This window comes from Pseudorhodoplanes sp., from assembly GCF_046289595.1.
In the GTDB taxonomy this organism is placed as follows: Bacteria; Pseudomonadota; Alphaproteobacteria; order Rhizobiales; family Xanthobacteraceae; genus Pseudorhodoplanes.
In genome coordinates this window covers 104,456-125,221 of record NZ_JBKBVB010000001.1, presented here as the reverse complement: position 1 = coordinate 125,221, position 20,766 = coordinate 104,456, and the positions used below count along the sequence as shown (strand labels likewise).

The 20,766-nt window shown below is 57.7% G+C and carries 17 protein-coding genes, 2 pseudogenes and 1 CRISPR repeat array; of the genes and pseudogenes, 15 read left to right on the top strand and 4 right to left on the bottom strand.

Annotated features, from left to right (window positions below):
• Position 1: 1 nt before the first annotated feature.
• Positions 2–1,017: direct repeats of the CRISPR family, unit length 37 nt; unit sequence CATCCGCGGCGTTGCGACGCCGCGGCCTCATTGAAGC.
• A 1,177-nt stretch (positions 1,018–2,194) separates the two neighbouring features.
• The 3 genes and pseudogenes from istA to ACK41X_RS00675 form a co-directional block, all read left to right on the top strand.
• Positions 2,195–3,745: an IS21 family transposase gene (gene istA, locus ACK41X_RS00685; protein ID WP_409717932.1), complete on the top strand. Its 1,551-nt coding sequence runs from the start codon at positions 2,195–2,197 to the stop codon at positions 3,743–3,745.
• Positions 3,746–3,759: 14 nt separating this feature from the next.
• Positions 3,760–4,536, top strand: coding sequence for an IS21-like element helper ATPase IstB (gene istB, locus ACK41X_RS00680; protein WP_409717920.1), 777 nt, complete (start codon positions 3,760–3,762; stop codon positions 4,534–4,536).
• Between the two features lie 297 nt (positions 4,537–4,833).
• A pseudogene (locus ACK41X_RS00675) lies at positions 4,834–5,184 on the top strand (IS30 family transposase); the annotation flags it as partial.
• Between the two features lie 261 nt (positions 5,185–5,445).
• On the opposite strand, the gene ACK41X_RS00670 reads toward ACK41X_RS00675, so the two are convergent.
• Positions 5,446–6,420: a Bug family tripartite tricarboxylate transporter substrate binding protein gene (locus ACK41X_RS00670; RefSeq protein WP_409717917.1), complete on the bottom strand. Its 975-nt coding sequence runs from the start codon at positions 6,418–6,420 to the stop codon at positions 5,446–5,448.
• 157 nt (positions 6,421–6,577) lie between these two features.
• Between ACK41X_RS00670 and ACK41X_RS00665 the strand changes: the two genes are divergently transcribed.
• Together ACK41X_RS00665 and ACK41X_RS00660 are read left to right on the top strand one after the other, a co-directional pair.
• The gene (locus ACK41X_RS00665; protein ID WP_409717914.1) at positions 6,578–7,351 is read left to right on the top strand and encodes an Asp/Glu racemase; all 774 of its coding nucleotides are present in this window, start codon (positions 6,578–6,580) and stop codon (positions 7,349–7,351) included.
• A 41-nt stretch (positions 7,352–7,392) separates the two neighbouring features.
• Positions 7,393–9,042: a thiamine pyrophosphate-binding protein gene (locus tag ACK41X_RS00660; protein WP_409717911.1), complete on the top strand. Its 1,650-nt coding sequence runs from the start codon at positions 7,393–7,395 to the stop codon at positions 9,040–9,042.
• Between the two features lie 353 nt (positions 9,043–9,395).
• Here ACK41X_RS00660 and ACK41X_RS00655 read toward each other — a convergent pair.
• Positions 9,396–9,588: pseudogene (locus ACK41X_RS00655) on the bottom strand (Asp/Glu racemase); the annotation flags it as partial.
• 293 nt (positions 9,589–9,881) lie between these two features.
• On the opposite strand from ACK41X_RS00655, the gene ACK41X_RS00650 reads away from it, so the two are divergent.
• Both ACK41X_RS00650 and ACK41X_RS00645 read left to right on the top strand, forming a co-directional pair.
• On the top strand, positions 9,882–11,486 hold the full coding sequence (locus tag ACK41X_RS00650; protein WP_409717908.1) for an AMP-binding protein: 1,605 nt from the start codon (positions 9,882–9,884) through the stop codon (positions 11,484–11,486).
• Positions 11,483–12,664 carry an FAD-dependent monooxygenase gene (locus ACK41X_RS00645; protein ID WP_409717905.1) on the top strand — a complete coding sequence of 394 codons (1,182 nt, stop codon included), beginning with the start codon at positions 11,483–11,485 and terminating at the stop codon, positions 12,662–12,664. The genes ACK41X_RS00650 and ACK41X_RS00645 overlap by 4 nt, the downstream gene beginning before the upstream one ends.
• 5 nt (positions 12,665–12,669) lie before the next feature.
• Here the strand turns inward: ACK41X_RS00645 and ACK41X_RS00640 are convergent, their stop codons facing one another.
• Complete coding sequence (locus ACK41X_RS00640; RefSeq protein ID WP_409717902.1) at positions 12,670–13,128, bottom strand: acyl-CoA thioesterase; 459 nt, start codon at positions 13,126–13,128, stop codon at positions 12,670–12,672.
• Positions 13,129–13,262: 134 nt separating this feature from the next.
• Between ACK41X_RS00640 and ACK41X_RS00635 the strand changes: the two genes are divergently transcribed.
• The 8 genes from ACK41X_RS00635 to ACK41X_RS00600 all read left to right on the top strand — a co-directional run bounded on the left by ACK41X_RS00635 (position 13,263) and on the right by ACK41X_RS00600 (position 19,523).
• Positions 13,263–14,435 carry an ABC transporter substrate-binding protein gene (locus tag ACK41X_RS00635; RefSeq protein WP_409717899.1) on the top strand — a complete coding sequence of 391 codons (1,173 nt, stop codon included), beginning with the start codon at positions 13,263–13,265 and terminating at the stop codon, positions 14,433–14,435.
• 29 nt (positions 14,436–14,464) lie between these two features.
• On the top strand, positions 14,465–15,358 hold the full coding sequence (locus tag ACK41X_RS00630; protein WP_409717896.1) for a branched-chain amino acid ABC transporter permease: 894 nt from the start codon (positions 14,465–14,467) through the stop codon (positions 15,356–15,358).
• Positions 15,355–16,293, top strand: a complete 939-nt coding sequence (locus ACK41X_RS00625; protein WP_409717893.1) for a branched-chain amino acid ABC transporter permease — start codon at positions 15,355–15,357, stop codon at positions 16,291–16,293. Before ACK41X_RS00630 ends, ACK41X_RS00625 begins: the two co-directional genes overlap by 4 nt.
• Positions 16,290–17,045 carry an ABC transporter ATP-binding protein gene (locus ACK41X_RS00620; RefSeq protein WP_409717890.1) on the top strand — a complete coding sequence of 252 codons (756 nt, stop codon included), beginning with the start codon at positions 16,290–16,292 and terminating at the stop codon, positions 17,043–17,045. The genes ACK41X_RS00625 and ACK41X_RS00620 overlap by 4 nt, the downstream gene beginning before the upstream one ends.
• Complete coding sequence (locus ACK41X_RS00615; RefSeq protein ID WP_409717888.1) at positions 17,038–17,745, top strand: ABC transporter ATP-binding protein; 708 nt, start codon at positions 17,038–17,040, stop codon at positions 17,743–17,745. The genes ACK41X_RS00620 and ACK41X_RS00615 overlap by 8 nt, the downstream gene beginning before the upstream one ends.
• Before the next feature lie 13 nt (positions 17,746–17,758).
• Positions 17,759–18,517: a TetR/AcrR family transcriptional regulator gene (locus ACK41X_RS00610; RefSeq protein ID WP_409717885.1), complete on the top strand. Its 759-nt coding sequence runs from the start codon at positions 17,759–17,761 to the stop codon at positions 18,515–18,517.
• A gap of 101 nt (positions 18,518–18,618) precedes the next feature.
• Positions 18,619–19,239, top strand: coding sequence for a VOC family protein (locus ACK41X_RS00605; protein ID WP_409717882.1), 621 nt, complete (start codon positions 18,619–18,621; stop codon positions 19,237–19,239).
• Entirely contained in the window at positions 19,236–19,523 is a 288-nt protein-coding gene (locus tag ACK41X_RS00600) for a hypothetical protein (RefSeq protein ID WP_409717879.1), read from the top strand. Before ACK41X_RS00605 ends, ACK41X_RS00600 begins: the two co-directional genes overlap by 4 nt.
• 1 nt (position 19,524) lies before the next feature.
• On the opposite strand, the gene ACK41X_RS00595 is transcribed toward ACK41X_RS00600, so the two are convergent.
• Entirely contained in the window at positions 19,525–20,715 is a 1,191-nt protein-coding gene (locus ACK41X_RS00595; protein WP_409717877.1) for an alpha/beta hydrolase family protein, read from the bottom strand.
• Positions 20,716–20,766 lie beyond the last annotated feature (51 nt).

Below are 20,766 nucleotides of genomic sequence, written 5' to 3'. Positions count from 1 at the left end.
ACATCCGCGGCGTTGCGACGCCGCGGCCTCATTGAAGCAAAGTTTTACGCCGCTACCGGCGATCAGAGCTATTCGGCGCATCCGCGGCGTTGCGACGCCGCGGCCTCATTGAAGCCGCAAGCAGGCACAGAACGAGCTTGCCGCGATCAGCGCCATCCGCGGCGTTGCGACGCCGCGGCCTCATTGAAGCTTCAAGCCACAGCTGAGACCTCGCGGTACTCATAGGATCCGCGGCGTTGCGACGCCGCGGCCTCATTGAAGCCCCACAACCCGACATCGCTAATTCTGCCAACAGGAGCATCCGCGGCGTTGCGACGCCGCGGCCTCATTGAAGCGCCTCAGCTGCAAGAGACACTGCCATGTCACTCAGATCATCCGCGGCGTTGCGACGCCGCGGCCTCATTGAAGCTCCCAAACTGTGCCGTTGTACACGATCCAGTCGCCGACATCCGCGGCGTTGCGACGCCGCGGCCTCATTGAAGCGCGCAGACCGTAACCGCAAATCCGGACCCGGCCCCCACCGCGCTGGCTGACATCCGCGGCGTTGCGACGCCGCGGCCTCATTGAAGCGTTTACGGCATTCAGTCCGGTCTATTCATCAAGGTGGGATCCGCGGCGTTGCGACGCCGCGGCCTCATTGAAGCGGGAGCTTCCGGATGGCCTTTCAGTACCCTACTAGCCCATCCGCGGCGTTGCGACGCCGCGGCCTCATTGAAGCGCGGAGACCGGTGATGATTTCAGCGGTAGGGATGTAGGTCATCCGCGGCGTTGCGACGCCGCGGCCTCATTGAAGCGTCTAATGTGTCAAGCGCATAACATGTGTTGAAAAAATCATCCGCGGCGTTGCGACGCCGCGGCCTCATTGAAGCGGCTGACCTGATTTGCCCAAGTCGCGCCCAACTCGCGATCCGCGGCGTTGCGACGCCGCGGCCTCATTGAAGCCGCGCCGCGCCGGAACGGCGGCTTCATCCGCTCCCAGTCTTCCGCGGCGTTGCGACGCCGCGGCCTCATTGAAGCTGCCAGAAGCATGCGCGCTTATAGCGCAGAGCCGCGACCTCATTGAAGTATCTCGATCCAGGGCGACACGATCGAGAACCTGACGCGCGGTCTCATTGAAGCTCGTCGAGATGACGATCTAAGAGGTCGCGGAGATGACTTTCCACGACGTCATTGGAGTTTGAGCAAGGTCGCGACCTTGCCTTGCGTGTCGCGCACCTTCCGCGGCTTCGCCGACGGGGACGCTCCATACCCGAGAGAACCAAAAACCTACGAGCTATCAAAGTCCGTTTTCGTTTCCAGCTGCTTCCGCTCCTCGCGACGTCCCTGCAAAGTGGGGAGGTCGGCATCACGAAAAATAACTCAACATCAGCCGCTTACGAGAACCGTACCAAATCCGCGAAGTCGGGAGGCTTGGAGAGAGATGGGTCTAGGGAGAGAACTTCGGACGTCAGCTGGCGTTTCGCAGTGCGGAGTATTTCCCACCAAGGCCCGTGGTTATTGGGGATTTTCGCGGACTCGTGAGGCGGTGGAGAGCGTTCGGCACGATAGGACTGGCGGAGGGAGAGGAACTGGCAGCAAACATTCTCTGAATTTGGAGGCTTTGACTTGCTGCGCGAGAGGCTCCGTGATCGAAAGTCGTCTATTTCGTGCGGGTCGAGGCGAACGGGGCCAGAACCCGCGAAATCCAGCACCCGGAAGAAGACGAGTGCCCGCCGTGCGCTTCTGCGCCAAATGGAAGGACTCGCTTTTAAAGAGCTCGAGTTCCAAGGTTTCCTTGGCAAGCGCCGGGCCGCGTCTTTCGGCTGGCGGTACGATTTCAACGGGGGCAGACTCAGCAAGACGCAGGACATGCCGGAGTTTCTAGGCGGCCTCGGCGCGCGAGCAGAAGCATTCGCGGGAAATGCGCCGGGCAGCTTCCAGCAAGTTCTCGTGACGGAATATAGGCCGGGGTCCGGCATCGGGTGGCACAAAAACAGATCTGTCTTCGGCGACGTGTCGGCATATCCGGCCGCTCACCGTGTGGCGAATTGCGTGTTTCGGAAATTCCCGGACAGGGTTTTCGGTAATTCGCGGACAGCGATTTCAGTAATTCCAGGACAGGGATTCCGCTAATTCGCGGACAGTTTGCGGGGGTTGGTTTTCGGGAGCGCCGTTCAGGCCAATGTCTTCTCTCAAGCTGAGTTTGAGAGGGGCAATGCCGAGACGGAAGCAAGCGAAACGGACCACTGTGAAGGACCTACGATCGATCCTGAGGCTTACGTTCGAGCACGGCCTATCGGTGCGGGCGATCTCGGAACGGCTGCAGCTCAGCAAGACCTCGGTTGCCACCTACCTGTTGCGGGCCCGCGAAGCCGGCCTGAGGTGGCCGCTGCCGCCCATTTACGACAGCGACGCGGCGTTGCAGCAGGCCCTGTTCCGGCGGGTCGGGCGGCCGCCGCAGGACCTGAGCGAGCCTGAATGGCCCCGGGTGGCACAGGAGCTGAAGCGCAAGGGCGTGACGCTGACGCTGCTGTGGCAGGAATACCGGACGGCCCATCCCGACGGCTACGGTTACACCTGGTTCTGCGAGAAATTTGCGGCCTACCAGCGTCGGGCCAATCCGAGCTTCCGCCACCGCCACGCGGCGGGAGCGGTGATGCAGACCGATTATGCCGGCCAGACGGTTGAGGTGATCGATCCGCGAACCGGCGAGATCCGTGCGGCCCAGATTTTTGTCGCGGTGCTCGGGGCCTCGTCGCTGACCTTCGCCATGGCGAGCTTCGGTCAGCGACTGCCGGACTGGATCGAAGGCCAGACCCGAGCCTTGTCGTACTTCGGCGGGGTTCCCAAAGCGATCGTCTGCGACAATCTGAAGGCCGGGGTCGTCAAGGCCTTGTGGTTCGAGCCGACGCTCAACCAAACCTTTGCCGCCATGGCCGAGCACTACGACACGACGATTTTGCCGACCCGCAGCCGCAAGCCGCGGGACAAGGGCAAGGTTGAGGGCGCGGTGCTGATTGTCGAGCGCTGGATCCTGGCCCGGCTGCGCCACCGGCGGTTCTTCAGCCTGACGGACCTCAATGCTGCGATCGGCGGTTTGCTCGAGGATTTGAATAACCGACCGATGCGTCATGTCGGGAAATCCCGCCGGCAGCTGTTCGAGGAGATCGAGCGCACTGCCCTGGCGCCGCTGCCCAGCGAGCCGTTCGAATATGCCGAATGGAAAACGGCCAAGGTACATCCTGATTATCACGTCGAAGTCGACAAGACCTTTTACTCGGTGCCGCATCGGCTGATCGGGCGTCGGGTGGACGTCCGGCTCACCTATCGGGCTGTCGAGATCTTCCAGGATCACGTGCGGGTCGCCAGCCACGTCCGCCGCTCCCAGCGCAGCGGCCATGTCACGGTGAACGAGCACATGCCCAAGGCTCATCAGCGTTACGCCAATATGACGCCGGCGGGGCTGATCAGGATGGCGGCCCGGATCGGTATCAACGCTGCCACCCTGGTCGAGCGGATGATGCGTGAGCGTCCGCATCCCGAGCAGGGTTATCGCTCTGCCATGGGGATCATCGCGCTGGCGCGGCGCTACGAGCGCGATCGGCTGGAAGCGGCCTGTGAGAGAGCGCTCGTTATCAACGCGATCAGCTACTCCTCGGTGAGCGCCATCCTCAAATCCGGGCTCGACCGGGCGAGTCCGGCTGCCGAACCCATCAAAGCCACGCCCTCACACGCCAACATCCGTGGTGGCGAATATTATCAATGAAGGAAAGGACCAGTATGCTGACCCACCCGACCCTCGATCAGATGCAGGCGCTCGGCCTTGCCGGAATGGCGGCGGCCTACCGGCAACTCGCCGAGCAGGACGACGCTGCCGGTCTCAGCCGTGACGAATGGCTGGGGCTCATGCTGGATCGCGAAATCTCGACGCGCGCCGACAAGCGCCTGACCAATCGCCTGGCCGCAGCCAAACTGCGCTTCGTCGATGCTTGCATCGAAGACATTGACTTCGCCGCCCGGCGTGGGCTCGATCGGCGCAATACCCTTCAGCTGGCCCAAGGCGCCTGGCTGAAAGCCCACGAAAACCTGATCGTCACCGGCCAGACCGGGACGGGGAAAACCTGGCTCGCTTGTGCCTTCGGTCGCCAGGCCGCCAGGCTCGATCATTCCGTCCTCTATTTGCGGATGCCGCGCCTGTTCGAAGACCTCGCCATGGCGCGTCTCGATGGTCGCTTCCCGCGCCTCATTGACAAGCTCGCGCGGGTCCAATTGCTCATCCTCGATGATTGGGGCACCCACACGCTCAACGACCAGCAACGCCTCGATCTCCTGGAAATCTTCGAAGAACGCTACCGGCGCAAATCGACCCTGATTACCGCCCAGCTGCCGGTTGCTCAATGGCACGACATGATCGGTGAACCCACCATCGCCGACGCCATCCTCGACCGGATCATCCACAATGCCCACCGTGTCGCTCTCGAAGGCGACAGCATGCGAAGGAAAAAAGCAGCATCCCCCTTGACCAGCGCCGAAAACAGCGAAACGAATCCAAGTTGAGTTCACCAGGCAACCAAAAGCCAGCGCCGCAATGCTGTCCGCGATTTAGCGAAACGCATGTCCGTCAATTAGCGAAATCGCTGTCCCGTTTTTGCGAAATACGCAGCGAATCGCCTTTTTCGAAAAAGAACTCGCCTTCGGCGTATCTCTCGTGCAAGCGCCGAATGGAAACGGCTGCACCGAATCATGGTGCCCCCCTATGATCACGGTAAGTTTCCAGACCGCTGGTGGAAGCTGCGTGAAAATGGCCCCTCCAGGATCCTTATGGCCCACATCGGCAAGGACACGTATTCGCATATCCAATCAATGGGCGAACTTCCCGGGCGGTTGCGTAGATCGCTGACCTGGGACCAAGGGGCGGAAATGGCACAACACGCGCGCTTGCGTATTGATGCTGGGCTGCAGATCTACTTCTGCGATCCGCAAAGCCCTTGGCAACGTGGCTCGAACGAAAATACTAACGGCTTGCTACGACAGTACTTCCCGAAAGGCACAGACCTCAGCAGGCATAGCGCTGCAGAACTGGATGCTGTCGCCCACGCGATGAATACGAGGCCCCGCAAAACACTTGGATGGAAGACACCCGCCGAGGTTCTGGATCAGTTCCTGATCGGCCAGTACAATAAAGGTGTTGCGACGGTCGGTTGAATCCGCCCAGTCGCCGTCATCCTGACGGATGCGTTTAAAATTCAGTCACAGAATCTTACGTCACAGGGCTATGGAGAGCAGCAGCTGAAGGTCCAGACCGATGGATCGGAGCGCACCAACCGGCGGGCACCGTGCGCCGCATCACGCCTCTGTTGCAAGGAGTCAACCCTCCGCCGGTGCGCTGAGCCGGGGCACGGCTCGTTCGAATTAACCCGCTTGCAGACGTGGCTTTCGTAACATCAGCGGCGCCTGCTGCGATTGTCACTCGAGCGACAGGTTCAGAGACTTGATAAGCGGTAGCCACAACTTGCGATCGTTTTGTATTAGGGTTGCGAATTCAGCCGGTGTGCTGATCATCGGTTGCATGCCAGCTTCATTAAAGCGCTTGACGATCTCCGCATCCTGAAGGGCGGTATTAAGCGACTTGCGCAGCCTTTCAACCGACGCCGTGGGCGTCTTCGCCGGAACAATCATCCCCTGCCACGCGAAAACATCGAAGTCTGGAATGCCACTTTCCTCAATAGTGGGGACGTCAGGTAGAGCGGGCAAGCGTTCCCTTGTTGAAACAGCGATCGGTCGCGCTTTTCCGTCGCGAATGATGCCGAGGCCTGCGGCGAGATCCACAAACATTAACGAGGTTGATCCCGCGAGAAAGTCCTGAACTGCAGGCGCCATTCCGCGATATGCCACCGGCGTGAGGTCAATTCCCGCGCGGTGCTTCAGCATTTCCATGCCCATTTGTACCGGATGCCCAATGCCACCCGATCCGTAATTGAGTTTACCAGGGTCTTTTTTCGCGAGACTGATTAGCTCTTTTAGATTCTTTACGGGCATCGACGGTTGCACGATCAAAACCATCGGAACTTTCGCTATCGTACCGACCAAGGCAAAATCCTTGTCAGCGTCATAAGGAAGCTTCTTGTAAAGACCAAGATTGAAAACAAATTCTCCATTTCCCGTATTCGCGATCGTGTATCCATCCGGATCGGATTTCGCGGTCGCATCCATTGAGATGATACCAGCTGCCCCAGGCTTGTTCTCAATTACTAACGGCTGAGCAAGATCCGGACCCATTTTTGTGGCCAGAACACGTGCGAGAAAATCTGAAGCACCACCAGCCGGATAGCCAACCATCCACTTTATAGGCCGATTTGGATATGTTTGTCCGAATGCAGGCATAGCCCAAGCCAGACCGAGGCTTGCGGCCCCCATCAACACGATGCGGCGAGATTTCATGCGTTCCTCCCGAAGGGGCCTGGCGCCCGTTGCGTTGCCCGGAGTTTTATTCCCACTCCGTTGACAATCGTTTATTGACTAATAAGACAGAAACCTGACAATAATGTCAATCGGCCCTACGACGTGATTTTTCGTCGCAGTCAGGGAGGGTGTCAGAGTGAAGAAGTTATTTCGGATCGGTCAAATAGTGCCGAGTTCAAACGTAACGATGGAAACAGAAATCCCCGCCCTCATGCGTTCGCGAGAAAGCGTTCGGCCTGAGCATTTCACCTTTCACTCAAGTCGCATGCGCATGAAAAAGGTGACGAGGGAAGAGCTCGCCGCAATGGACGGAGAGTCCGATCGCTGCGCGCTCGAATTGAGCGATGCGCGTGTAGATGTCCTTGGTTACGCCTGCCTTGTCGCCATCATGAGCATGGGCCACGGCTATCACCGGCAGTCTGCCCGACGGTTGCACGAATGCACGCTGGCCAACAATGCGCCGGCTCCGGTTGTAACAAGCGCCGGGGCGCTGATCGACGGGCTGCAACGTCTGGGGGCGCGAAAAATTGCGGTGATCGCCCCTTACATGAAGCCCCTGACCAAACTCGTCATTGACTATATCGAAGCGGAGGGCATCGAAGTAATCGACTCGATTTCGCTCGAAATCCCAGACAACCTTGCCGTCGCAGAGCATGAGCCCGAAAATCTCGTAGGGCTGGCGGACCGATTAACTATCGCCAACGCCGACGTGATCGTATTGTCCGCTTGCGTTCAAATGCCATCTTTGAAGGCCGTGCAGGTGGTGGAAAACCGGCTGGGACTTCCCGTAGTGTCTGCAGCAATCTGTACGACCTTCCGGATGCTTGAGGAACTACACCTTGAGCCGGTGGTACCAAACGCTGGAAGGCTCCTGTCTGGGCGTTTGCCGGTGCGGGCCGCCGCAGAGTAATTTCAGGTTCGGCGTGAGTTGCTTGCAAGCGGGGGTGGCGGATGGATCAGTCGCAGACAGTGGCCGGGCGCATTGGAAAGATGCTCGCAGACTTAGGGGCGCGACGTTGTTTCGGCGTCATCGGCACTGCGAACTTTAAAGTAACCCACGCACTAATCGAGTCTGGCGTGGGGTATGTTGCCGCGCGGCATGAAGGCAATGCGGCAGTCATGGCCGATGCCTACGCTAAGTCCACTGGCGAACTGACTCTCCTCAGTGTGCATTCCGGCCCCGGCCTTACCAATGCACTGACCGGTATCGCTGAGGCAGCCAAGAGCGGCACTCCGTTATTGGTGCTTGCGGGCGATGCGCCTGTCGGGGGCGTCACGTCCAATTTCTATTTCGATCAGGCCGGGATGGCTCGCTCAGTTGGAGCGGTAGCGGAACGCATCCATTCATCCCGCACCGCTCTCAACGACACTATGCGTGCAGTCACGCGCGTCATGCGTGACCGCCAAACGGTTGTGCTCAGCCTACCGATCGACATGCAGGAGGAACTGCTCATTGGGAATGTCGCCGCGCCGTATGTGACGCCGTTGGTGGCTCGAATTGTACCGTCAGAAAAAGCGATCGAGACGCTTGTCGATGACATCTTAAGAGCCAAGCGCCCGGTAATTCTTGCCGGACGTGGGGCGGTGATTTCTGGTGCAGAGGAGCAATTGACGCAGCTGGGTGAAGAAACAGGAGCGCTCATGGCGACAACCGTTTGCGCAAACGGATTTTTCAACGGCAATCCATGGTCGGTTGGTATTTGCGGTGGGTTTTCCACGCAGTCCGCAGCGGCGCTTTTGGCAGAGGGTGACCTCTTTCTTGGTTTTGGCGCCACGTTTACCCAATGGACCACAAAGTTCGGGAAGTTAATCGGTCCACAAGCGGTCGTGGCACAGATCGACATCGATGCCGGCCGTCTCGGCATGCAGCGCCAGGTGCATCACGGCGTTCAAGGTGACGCGGCGTTAACAGCAGACGCGATCATAAAGGCGCTAAAATTGCGCCAAAGCGGATCAGCTAAGTGGCGCAGCGACGCTCTACGTGCGCAGGTTACCGCAAGTCTGCCTCAAAATGAGGCCTACGACGACGAATCAACCGACACATTCATCGATCCTCGCACTGTAAGCATTGCCGTCGATCGTATTCTGCCGGACGACCGCTTAGTCGCATGCGACGCCGGACATTTTATGGGCTGGGTACCACGCTATCTTCGCGTGCCTGATGCGCGCGCCTCCTGCATGAGTTTTTCATTCCAGTCAGTGGGGCTCGGCATTGGATCAGCTATTGGCCTTGCAGCCTCGCGTCCAGAACGACTAACGGTCCTTGGTACCGGTGATGGCGGCTTCTTTATGTCATTGGCGGATTTCGAGACCGCGGTACGGCTTCGCTTAAACATGTGTATTCTTGTTTATGATGATGAGGCGTTTGGCGCCGAAGTGCATCGCTTTCGGCGCGAAAATCTCAAGGTGGACATGGTGCAATTCGCGGGTACCAACATAGCGGAGATTGCACGGGGGTTCGGGGCGCGTGCTATTGAAGTCCGCAAGGTATCCGATCTAGCCCCGCTGGAAGATTGGGTAAGAGACGGAGCTCAAGGCGTATTTGTAGTGGATGCGAAGATCTGTCCTGACCTGGAAGCAGATTACCATAAAGAAATGTGAATGGTTGCGCGCCAGCTGAGCACGAACTCCAAAGGCGGGGACACGATGTCTCGGCCGGCTATGCGGTCTTCACTCAGACAGCGCGATCGGTCGGCAACGACATGCGGCTCGAACACGAGATCGCGCTGCTGGACGTGGCAGCCGGGATCTACCTCCTGAAGGACGCGATCTAAGCGTATCATCTTGATCGGTAATTCGGGCGGCGCGAGCCTCTATGCGTTCGACAATCAGCAATCGAAGATGCCGCCGGAAGGGTCGACGCCGGGCGGCAGATCGACCGGACTTTCCGGGGCCTCCATGCCGGTCGCGGATGGCTTCGGTTTCGTGTCGCCCATCCCGGCCAGGGCCAGAGCGGCGCAGAGATCGGACTCGGCATCCATTGCAGCGAGTTCCTCTCTGACCACGATCTTCATTCGCATGCGACTAGAATGAAACGTAAATCGCTCCGGACGAATGCTCTCGCGCGCCCGCAACGTCAACGGGATTTCGGTCTCCTTGGACGTTAGAACTGGGTACGATCTGCCCGATCCGAAAAGAAGATTTCATAGGAGAGCTTCGATTTAACGATCTCGCCGCCATCGGAGCTGCGGGAGCGGCCGAAACTCATGGGGCGTCAAAGAGCATTGACATATGTGTCTAAGTTTTGTCTTATTTGTCAATAAAGACCGTTCTCAAATGTCACCGGAAGCAACAGGTGTCGGAGCTCAGAGCTTATTTCAGTTGTCTTGAAAGGACGAGCGCGAGTGAGGCCAATACAACCGCGATTCCCCATTCCGGGCGTATCTTATCGCTCGGCCGAGGATAAACGCCGGCATCTCGAAAGTGGGGCTTGGCTGCCAATGACAGCGGGGGAGTCCCTGCGCGAAGCCGCATCTGTTGTCCCTAACAAGCCTGCGGTCATAGCAGAAGATGGCACCTACACCTTCGCCGACCTCGATACGTTATCTGAATCGCTGGCCGCAGGCCTCATCGAGGGCGGCCTTCTGCCGGGCGCCCGCGCGATTTTTCAGATCGGCTCCGTCAAGGAAATCTTCGTTGCGCTGTTTGGCTGCTTCAAGGCTGGCATTGTGCCACTTTGCACATTGCCGCAATACCGCGAAATCGAAATTAAATCGCTCGGCGCGAGCGCTGGTGCCACGGCATATTTCGTTCAAGGAGACGTTTCGCCAAGCTTCGACCAGATCGCATTTGCGCGCTCGATGAAGGACGCCCTACCGCAAGTCCAACACCTCATCATTACGCGGGGCCAGGCCCAAAATGCTTGTTCGTTAGAGGAACTCGCTATCAAGTATGACGGCAAGATCGCAAGGGAAAAGGTCCGCCCGTATGATCCCTCTCCCGATGACGTAATCTTGTTCCAGCTCTCAGGAGGATCCACCGGACTACCGAAGATCATCCCCCGCTTTCACTCCGAATATCTTGGTTCGGCTCTGGCGCTCGCCCAAGCCTACGAGCTGGACGAAAACGACATCGGAATGTGGGCCTTGCCGCTAATCCACAATGCTGGAATGTTGTTCACAGTAATTCCGACGACTGTAACGCGGCGCACTAATGTGATTCTCAGCAACTTTGATGTAGAGAAATTCCTCGCGGCTATTCCAGCGCACCGTGTGACCTTTACCGGCAGTATCGGCCCCGTCGCGCCGCGGCTTATTGAGCATCCTCGTGTCCGCGACTTCGATTTGTCTTCGCTACGCCAGTTTTTCACGCTGTCCCGCGCCGACGCCCTGGAAGCTCATACCGGCATTGTGTCGGGCAATATGTTCGGCATCACCGAAGGGCTGCTGACCGCGTGCGGGCCCAGCGATCCTGCTGACGCGCGGCACCGCGGCTGTGGTCGCCCCGTGGCAGCTGGCGACGAGATCAGGCTGCTCAAGCCTACTACTGAGGAAGAGGTCGCACTAGGTGACGTCGGTGAACTAACGTTCCGTGGCCCCAGTACGCTGGTGGGCTACTACAACGACCCGAAGGCAAATGAGGCGTGCTTCACCTCGGATGGATTTTTCCGAACCGGCGATCTCATGCGTGCCTTCAAGGTGGGTGAGCAAACGCACTATTCTTTTGAGGGCCGAATAAAGGACAACATCAACCGTGGCGGCGAGAAAATCGGCGCCGAGGAACTCGAAGGTCTGATAGCTGGGCATCCCGATATTCTGGACGCGCGGGTTGTGGCGATGCCAGACCGGATCTACGGCGAAAAGGTTTGTGCATACGTTGTTCCAAAGCCAGGACACACCGCTCCCGATGTAAAAACTCTAGGAGTATTTTTGCTCGAAGCGGGACTTGCGAAATACAAATTGCCGGAGCGCGTTGAAAGTATATCTGCCTTTCCGGTCACGCGTGTCGGCAAGGTTGATAAGGCCGCAATGCGCGCCGACATTGCGAAGAAACTCGCAGATGAAGAAGCCATGCAATCAGCAGCGCTGGAGGCTCGTAGAGGATGACATTTGGTGCCAGGATCGCGGTAGTAGGCGGTGGCCCCGCAGGTCTTCTATTTGCAAAGTTGGTTGCGCGCGAAAACCCAGCCTACCAAGTTCACGTTTACGAACAAAACCCGCCGGATGCGACCTATGGATTCGGCATCGTTTTAGCCGACGTCGCGCTCGATTTCTTGAGGGGCATTGACGAAGGCCTGCACTGCGATCTGCTCGCGACCGCCGAGCGACAAGACACAATCACGCTCTATCACCGCGGCACGGCCGTCCCCATCCGCGGCAACGTCTTTCTTGGCATTCCGCGGGTTCGGCTACTCAACATTATGCAAGCGCATGCCCAGTCGCAGGGCGTAACGATTGAATATACGAAACGTATCGAGCGTCTTGATGCGCTTGCGGACTACGATCTCATCGTAGGCGCGGATGGTGTTAACAGCGCAGTTCGTAACGCCCTTCAGACCGATTTTCAGGCCGTGGTAGAGCCGCGAATCAACAAATGGGCATGGTACGGCACGCGGCATCGCTTCGATACGGTAGAACTTATATTTGAACAAACACCCTATGGCATTTTCATTGCGCACAGCTATCGCTACGCGCCAGATTTCGGCACATTTGTGATTGAGTGCCATCCCGATACCTGGCAGCGAGCCGGTCTCGATACTAAAACCGACGATGAGAGTCGGCGCTTTTGCGGTCAAATTTTCGAAGCATATCTCGACGGTGAGGAGCTGATTTCGAATCGCTCTGTCTGGTTCAATCCGAGCTTCGTCACTTCTAAACGGTGGTTTTCGGGAAAGGTGGTTTTGATCGGCGATGCCCTAAAGACTGTGCATCCCTCTATTGGCTCTGGAACACGCATGGCTTTCGAAGACGCGACCGCGCTTGCCCAAGCTATAAATTCCTGCGGTGGGGATTTCGCCGCTGGCCTTGTCGCCTTCGAAAACGCCCGACGGCCGGTAGCGAATGGTTTTCAGGATGCTGCCATGAAAAGCATTCTTTGGTACGAGTCTGCGGACACCCGTCAGCACCTTACGCCGCTAGAATTCGCGTATAGCTATATGATGAGGACCGGGAAGGTCGATCGTGAACGCCTGCGAAAAATTGATCCAGAGTTTCTGGCCGCCTACGAAGCTGAGACCAAGCAGAGGATTATAATGGCGAACCCAAGCGCACAAAGCTTGCTTTAGCAGATTTAACTGGTCTGCTCTCGATAATACTCCAGTTGGGCCCGAAGCATTTTGGGGATTTCGATAGAGCGGCGCTCGAGACGGGACAACATGATCGGTGTTATTCGCGCTACAAAGAGGCTATGCGGAGTATCATCTATACTGCGACCGGTCACTTCGACATCAAATGTTCGGTGGCGTATATCGGTAACCAGGCAGGTCATGTCGAAAACTTGTTCGACCTGCAGCATGTTAACAAACTCGAAGGATAAAGCCTTAATCGGTGAATCGAAGTCGAGCCGCCTCATCGCTCCGAACATAGGCTCCCCGAGAAGCGTCGAAATAAACCACTGATAGGCTGACAAAGCGAACTCAGAAAAATTCGGCGTATAGACGACTCCCGCCGGATCACATTCTCCGAATTTGACCCGGCGGCGAACCATGACCGGTCGTGTGGAAATCAATTTCTCCGAAAAATCCATCATTTCCCCTCCATTCTTGCGCCCTGAACCGCGACTACTGGCTGCGACAACCAAAGGCATCGACAAAGGCGGTTCTAGACGTTATCGTCAGTTATTCAACAACAATGACAAACTATCGCATTGCTACGGAGGACCCCATGAAAACCCTGCTATCAGTATTGGCTGCTTTGGCTTTTGGCGCGTCGGGCCCGGCTTCCGCTAACGCTCAGGAACCAGTGCGGCTCGGATTCCTGTCGTCGATGAGCGGAACATTCGGCGTCCTCGGTGCCGAGCAGAAGCGCGGTCTTGATCTTGCGCTTGAACATCTCGGAAACAAGCTTGGCGGCCGTCCCGTGAAGCTGGTTGAGATCGACGACAAGTCGAGTCCAGTGGACGCGGCGGATGCTGCGAACCGAATGGTCGAGCGAGAAAAGATACAGATTGTGACAGGGCTCGTCTCATCCAACTCGATGTTGGCTGCAATTGATCCGCTCTTGAAAAACAGCGTGTTTGTCGTCGGCGCCAACGCCGGACCGTCGGTTTTGGCAGGCGAGAAGTGCGATCAGAACCTGTTCGTTGTGGCATTCGCCAATGAACAATGGGGCATCGGTCTGGCTGATTATTTGAATCGCGCCGGAGTAAAACGTATGATGTTTCTCGGCATGGATTACCAGGCGGGCTGGGACCACGCCAAGTCTGTTGCCAAGAATTTCAACGGAGAGAACCTAGGCGAGATTTACACACCGTTGACCCAGCTTGATTTCTCCTCGGTGCTGACGCAGGTGCGGGCCGCCAAACCTGATGCGGTTTATGCCTTTTATGTCGGCGCCGCCGCTGTGCCCTTTATGAAGCAGTGGAAGCAATCCGGTTTGGACAAGACCGTGAAGCTCTACTCAATGGGCGCCATTGCCGATTCCATGCTGCTTCCCGCCATCGGCGAAGCGGCGCTCGGCCTAGAAACAGCCTATAGCTGGAATCCGGAAATGAAGACCCCTGGCAATGAACGCTTTGTGGAGGACTTCCGCAAGAAGCACGGCCGCAACCCTACACAATTCGCAATGTTCCAGTACGATGCCATAATGTTGCTTGACGCGGCCGTGAGGGAATCAGGACCCGAAAACACCGAGGCGTTCCGCGCCGCACTGAAGAAGGCCGATTTCAAGTCGCTGCGTGGCAACTTCAAGTTCAACAATAATAACTTCCCGATTCAGGACATCATTCTGCAGCGCGTTGAGAGAACTCCTGACGGCAAGGTCGACGTGCGGTTCGTCGAGGTCATCAAAAAAGATGTAAAGGACCCCCACCACGGCTCCTGTCCGCTGAAGGACTGAAGCGACTCTCCAGCAATCCGGCCACCACCATGTCGTTCGCGTTTCTTGCGGAACAGTCCTTCAACGCCCTGCAATTGGGGCTGATGCTGTTCCTCATGGCGGTCGGGGTTACGCTTGCTTTCGGAACCATGCGCCTGATCAATCTGGCGCATGGTTCATTCTTCATGCTCGCGGCCTATTTCTACGCCTATTTCATGTCGCAGACTAAAAGCGCGGTGGCGGCGTGGTTGGGAGCGCTTGTCGGGCTTGCAGCCCTCGCCATCGTCATTGAACGCCTGATCATTCGACCGCTTTACTTGCGCGACCACCTCGAGCAGGTCCTCGCAACCTTCGGGTTAATTCTTGTCTTCAATGATCTGGTAATGATGATCTGGGGCCGCGACCCGGTCTATGTGCCCCTGCCCGATGTCCTCTCCGGCCATGTCATGCTTGGCGAGATCGCGTACCCGACTTACCGACTGATCATCACAGCGGTCGCAATCGTAATCGGACTTGCGATCTGGTACCTGATTGCGCGCACCCGCACCGGGGGCCTTATCCGAGCTAGCGCAGACAACCGGGTCGTCGTTCAGGCGCTTGGGGCCAACGTCGACTACTTGGGCGCCGGCGTTTTCGCGCTTGTCGCGCTGCTTGCGGGGATAGCGGGCATCATGACAGCTCCGTTGATTGCCGTAACCTCAGGTATGGGGGATTCTGTACTGATCCAATCGCTGGTTGTTGTGATCATCGGAGGCCTCGGATCAGTTATCGGCGCACTGGTGGGCGCCCTTCTCGTCGCATTTGTCGAAGTATTTGGCCGGACTTATTTGCCATTCGCCTTGGGTAACACCGCCGGCTTCGCACTCGCCAACATGTCGATCTATCTACTAATGGCCATCACACTGGTCTGGCGTCCATTCGGGATATTTGGAAAACCACGGTGAATACCACCCCACTCTCGTTACGAATCGCCACAGTCTGCGCCATAGCCATCTTCATCGCTGCTCTCGCCGCATTTGGTGATCAAACTCTGCTGCGTTTCGCGAGCCGGATCGCGATCATGGGCCTGGCGGCAGTTGCGGTGGATATCGTCCTCGGCTACGCCGGGCTTGTTAGCCTCGGCCACGCTGCGTTTTTCGGTCTCGGTGCGTATGTAACCGGATCACTCGCGCTGCTCGGCTACACCGAAGGCTTCTTTGTCTGGCCGATCGCGATCGGAGTGGCGACACTGGCCGCCTTTATCATTGGCGCGCTCGCCCTGCGAACGACGGGTGTTTACTTCATTATGATCACCTTGGCATTTGCGCAGATGTTTTATTACGGCGCCAATGCGGTTCCGGGACTCGGCGGCGCTGACGGATTCCGCCTGCCGTCGCGTTCCACGCTGGCTGGCATACCACTCGATGATCCGCGCGTGTTTTTCCTGGCATGCACGCTGATCCTAATCGCGGTGCTACTGTTCGCACGGCGCGCGTCTGGCGCCGCTTTCGGCTCGGCGCTGCAGGCGGCTCGTGATGACGCTATGCGATCCGCGGCTTCGGGCATCGGGAATTACTGGCTTCGCTTAACAGCTTTCACCGTCTCGGGTGCAATCGCCGGTCTTGCGGGCGTCCTTTCCGCCAACCTCACGCTCTACATTGCACCCTCCTCAGTACTCAGTTGGCATCTGTCGGCGGAATTGCTGGTCATGGTGATCCTTGGTATGGCTGGGACGCTCTATGGTGCTGTTGCAGGTGCGGCAATCTTCCTGGCGTTGATAGAGATGATCTCACGCTACACCGATTTTTGGGCAATGTATGTCGGCATCGCCGTGATTGCCCGGGTGCTTCTGTTCCGCGACGGCCTCTTCATCGCTTTGCGCCGGCTGGTAACACCGTGACTGCTCCTCTCCTTTCCATACATAACGTCTGCAAGCGGCTCGGCGGACTGATTGTCAGTGAAGACATCTCGATCGACATCATGCCGGGAGAGCTGCAAGCGGTCATCGGGCCGAACGGCGCTGGCAAGACCACTTTGCTCAATCAGATCGGTGGCCAACTTATTCCGGATTCCGGCACCATTGTTTTCGCAGGATTAGACGTTACGTCTTTGCCCGTTCAGGCGCGAGCTCGCCTCGGCATCGGCCGCACCTTTCAGGTCCCGAAGATATTTCCGAGTTTTGCTGCGGTCGACAATCCAGCAATCGGTGCACTCGGTAGCAGGCCTCATGCTTTTGGATTCTGGACGCCTTTACGAAATCTGGACGATATCGGTCCGAAAGCGGTCGCCGCGCTTGATGCGGTTGGTCTTACTGACAAACACCTCGCACGGACTGAGCTGCTTTCCCACGGCGATCGCCGCCTCGTTGAGATCGCAACCGCGCTTGCGGGCAAGCCGCGCCTCCTGTTGCTCGACGAACCCATGGCAGGACTAGGCCGGGACGAATCCCTCCGCATGGCCATGCTTTTGAAAGCGCTTAAGGGCGGCGCCTCCATTGTCATGGTCGAACACGATATGGATGCGGTGTTTGCGCTAGCCGACACCGTCACTGTTCTCGCCCACGGCAGGGTTATCGCTTCGGATAGGCCTGAGCAGATACGATCCAATCCTAAGGTCCGGTCGTCCTACCTGGGGGATAACGACGATGTCTGAGCCCTTGCTCGCCGTGCGATCACTCGCCGGGGGATATGGCCCCGTTGACGTTCTGTTCGACGTCGATCTGCATATCGAGCCAGGACACGTGGTCGCGCTATGTGGGCGCAACGGTATGGGCAAGACCTCGACAATTCGCGCAATCATGGGCGCGCTCACCCATCGCAACGGCACGATACGCTTTGGCGGGCAGTCCCTGGTCGGTAAGCCTCCGCACGTGATCGCCCGTCTCGGCATCGGCATCGTCCCTGAGGGTCGGCAGCTCTTTCCAAGCCTATCGATCCGCGAAAATCTTGAGGTCCTTGCGCGCGGCACGCTGACCGGCGGCTGGACTCTACAACGCGCCATCGATCTTTTTCCTCGGCTCGGCAGCATGCTAGACCGTCCGGCATGGCAGACTTCAGGCGGTGAGCAGCAAATGATCGCAATCTCCCGAGCACTGATGACAAATCCTAAGCTCTTGATCCTGGACGAGGCTACCGAGGGGCTGGCCCCCCTGGTGCGCCACCAGATCTGGCAGACGCTGCATCGGTTGAAAACCGAAGGTCTGGCCCTGCTGGTGATCGACAAGAACCTGAGAGCCCTCAGCCGAATCGCCGACTTCTGCTACGTGTTGGAGCGAGGCCGGACTTCCTGGCGGGGGACCGGAGAACAGCTTGCGGCCGAACGGGAAAACGTCGAACGTATGCTTACCGTTTAATGGAAAGATCGACATGCCTTCGACGCCGCGCAAGAAGCCTTCGGCAAAGACCGTTCCGATCAGAGGTTCGCGGGGGTCCTTGCAGGAAGCCGGACGGAAATCGGGGGTTCGCAAGGATATCCTGTCGTCCGAGGTCCTGGATCGAGCAGTCGGACTGTTTGCTCAGCGCGGCTTCGCCGGGACAAGTCTGAAAGACGTCGCCGATGCGGTGGGCCTCAGTCGACCGGCAATCTACTATTACTTTCCGAGCAAGGATGCGCTGCTTGAGGAACTCCTCACCGGCGTCACGGTTTCGGCCGCGCGCATTCTGGACAATGTCGAGAAGAGAACCGACCTATCCCCGATCGAGAAGATTGGCGCCGCCGCTCGGGATCTTGTCCTATGGGTTACCGAGCGGCGGCTGCACTTCATCGCCATTGACCGAAGTGAGAACGAATTACCGGCCCCTATCTTAGCTCGGCACCGTGAGGCTAAGCGCCGTGTGCTGAGTGGCATGATGCATCTGATCGAGGAGGCCGTGGCTGCAGGCGAAGCTCGCGCGGTCGACAGCCGCGTGACAGCTTTTGCAATTATCGGCATGTGCAACTGGACAGCGTGGTGGTTTGTGCCGGACGGCGGGCTAAGCGCCGCAACAATCGCCGACCGCATTTCGGATTTGGCCATGCACAGTGTGCAACGTTCTCGTGCAGCGAATGGCTCGGCAAGCGACGTCCGAGCGCTGACCTCGGAAATCAGGGATATATTGGGGCTAATTGATCGCGGGGCAACGTAACCAAATCTTCAGCACACGTGTCAGCCAATTGACATTTGTGTTGAATTGGATCATATTGGTTGGGTCGATTGCCCCCACAAGTTTGGATGGAGGATTTCGCGATGACGCTCGCCCCATCACTCTCCGGACGCCTTTCCCTGCACGGCGTCGATCATACAGCACGTCCTACCTGGAAGCTGCGTGAGACCGTCGAATTCTATCGCGACGTACTCGGGCTGCCGCTTGTTCATGCTATCACCGCTAAGGGATGGGGTCGGGAAAAGGAACATCACGCAGACTTCATTCACTTCTTTTTCGACAGCGGTAACGAAAGCTGCATCGCTTTCTTTTATTATATTGGCACTCACCAGCCCCGGGAACTCGTAGTTCCAAAGGGATATATGGCGATGGCCAATCACACAGCGTGGCGTGTCGAGACCGAGGACGAATTGCTTGCCTGGCAGAAGCGACTGGAAGACAAAGGCGTCCGCGTAAGCCAGTTCGTCAAGCATGAAATTTTGGAATCGATTTATTTTCGTGATCCAAATTTCTATCCACTGGAGATCACACGCTCGCTACGCGATATGGAAGAGCTTGATGCGGTTGACGCCAGAATGACCATAGAGGCGGCGCTCATCCTCGAAGATTCCGGCCATTGGACCAACATCGAGCAATTGTGGCGAGCGAAGGCCGACTTCGTTCGCAAACGTCAGCAGGGGGCCGAGCCGGCAAACGTATCATGAGCGGCTTCTACGTCCTCGACGTCGCCGAATTTGAACCGCTGGTCCGTGCGGCCGAAAATCATGAGCGTTGTCGAGTTCATTCCGTCATTGCCGGCTATCGCTACGTGGAATTCGACGGCGAGATAGAGATCAGACGGGACACGACCGGTCTCGGTGAAGCAGTATGGTTTGGCTGTCTGACTGCGGGACTGGACGGCAAGATCACCTCGTTCACATCTGATGCCATCAGACTAGCACCGACAAACGAACCGGTTCTTGGAATCGCGGCTGAAATGCACGCTTAGTCTATCCGAACGTTTCGTTCGTCCACTCAACGATCCCTTTTGCGGCTCCGACTCGCCCGGGCTCCTCGCCTTTCTCCAGCGCCCGGCCGTGGTGATCGCCGCGGAACCTCTTGCGGATTTTTCGTGACGATCCAACCGCCTCGAAGATTGTGGCGCAATCGGTCGGAAATACCGTGTTGTCGCCGGTATAGTCGATCAACAGGCAAGGCTGCTCAACCGCTTTAGCGGTCTCGAACAGGTTGGCCCGCGACGAATGCCCGGACCAGGTCGAAAGCCAAGCCTCCGGCGTGCAAAAGCGAGAAAACCCTACCGCGCCATAATTGGTTGTGAATGGATCCTTTCCCCAAACAGAACCAAGTTTTCGATCCGAAGGATCGATCGACAGGTCCCAGCACCGCAAGTCCGCGTCAGTACGCCAAATCGTCATGACCGGCGTATGAGCACCCTTGCGGCGGTCAGCGGCCGAACCGGTCGCTTTAGCTCGTTTGCGAGCGGAAAGCCGTTCGTCAATCATTGCGCGCGCGACCGTATCGAGCCGTGCAACTCGCTCGGACTGGGCATCCCGGAAGCGCCTTACAAAATCCGCAGAGTATCGAGATCCCTCCGGCTCGTCGCGATAGCCATTGGCCGGATCGAGAAAATCTAAGTCTTTGGTCACGGAAAGCGCGTCGCCCTCATCAGCAACCGAAGGGTCGATACACTTCAGCAGAATTTGGCCCTGTCCGGGATGCGGCGAGACAAACACGATACCGTCGGCTACTGGCATTGAGGTTTCAACGAGACCGGTAGGCCTGCCGCCAGGCGTTTTCTCATGCCGGCTCCCTGCCTCTTTAAGTGATTGCTGATTGTAGAAGGCGTACAGGCTGGCACCACCCGAATTTCCGATCAGAATGATGCGCTTGAAGCCTGCACCTTTCAGAAAATTCAGTCCGGCTGCCACATCCAGCAGCGCAATCTCATGCTCAAGCCGCATATCGTTGCCGACGGATCGCGCAGTTTGCGTGAAAACAGCATAACCCGCCGAGACCAGATCCGGCACGAGATAATGCGTTGCCAGAAATTCGCGTGGGTGCATGATGCAGAGCACGGTCTCGGCGGACTGCTTTGCGTATAGAAATCCGTTAACCGCCGCCCCGTCTTGCGTTTGCAATGGATGCACCGTGATCGAGACATCAGCTGGCAACCCAGTCATGGTCCAGCTTGCGTTGCGGAATCCGGCTGTAGCTTCTTGGGCCATAATTCA

Coding starts and splice junctions, on each gene's coding strand:
- ACK41X_RS00630 (WP_409717896.1), top strand. CDS start 14,465: ATGTCGTTCGCGTTTCTTGCGGAACAGTCCTTCAACGCCCTGCAATTG.
- ACK41X_RS00595 (WP_409717877.1), bottom strand. CDS start 20,715: ATGACTGGGTTGCCAGCTGATGTCTCGATCACGGTGCATCCATTGCAA.
- ACK41X_RS00635 (WP_409717899.1), top strand. CDS start 13,263: ATGAAAACCCTGCTATCAGTATTGGCTGCTTTGGCTTTTGGCGCGTCG.
- istA (WP_409717932.1), top strand. CDS start 2,195: ATGCCGAGACGGAAGCAAGCGAAACGGACCACTGTGAAGGACCTACGA.
- ACK41X_RS00650 (WP_409717908.1), top strand. CDS start 9,882: ATGACAGCGGGGGAGTCCCTGCGCGAAGCCGCATCTGTTGTCCCTAAC.
- ACK41X_RS00615 (WP_409717888.1), top strand. CDS start 17,038: ATGTCTGAGCCCTTGCTCGCCGTGCGATCACTCGCCGGGGGATATGGC.
- ACK41X_RS00605 (WP_409717882.1), top strand. CDS start 18,619: ATGACGCTCGCCCCATCACTCTCCGGACGCCTTTCCCTGCACGGCGTC.
- ACK41X_RS00670 (WP_409717917.1), bottom strand. CDS start 6,420: ATGAAATCTCGCCGCATCGTGTTGATGGGGGCCGCAAGCCTCGGTCTG.
- ACK41X_RS00660 (WP_409717911.1), top strand. CDS start 7,393: ATGGATCAGTCGCAGACAGTGGCCGGGCGCATTGGAAAGATGCTCGCA.
- ACK41X_RS00610 (WP_409717885.1), top strand. CDS start 17,759: ATGCCTTCGACGCCGCGCAAGAAGCCTTCGGCAAAGACCGTTCCGATC.
- ACK41X_RS00640 (WP_409717902.1), bottom strand. CDS start 13,128: ATGATGGATTTTTCGGAGAAATTGATTTCCACACGACCGGTCATGGTT.
- ACK41X_RS00600 (WP_409717879.1), top strand. CDS start 19,236: ATGAGCGGCTTCTACGTCCTCGACGTCGCCGAATTTGAACCGCTGGTC.
- ACK41X_RS00645 (WP_409717905.1), top strand. CDS start 11,483: ATGACATTTGGTGCCAGGATCGCGGTAGTAGGCGGTGGCCCCGCAGGT.
- istB (WP_409717920.1), top strand. CDS start 3,760: ATGCTGACCCACCCGACCCTCGATCAGATGCAGGCGCTCGGCCTTGCC.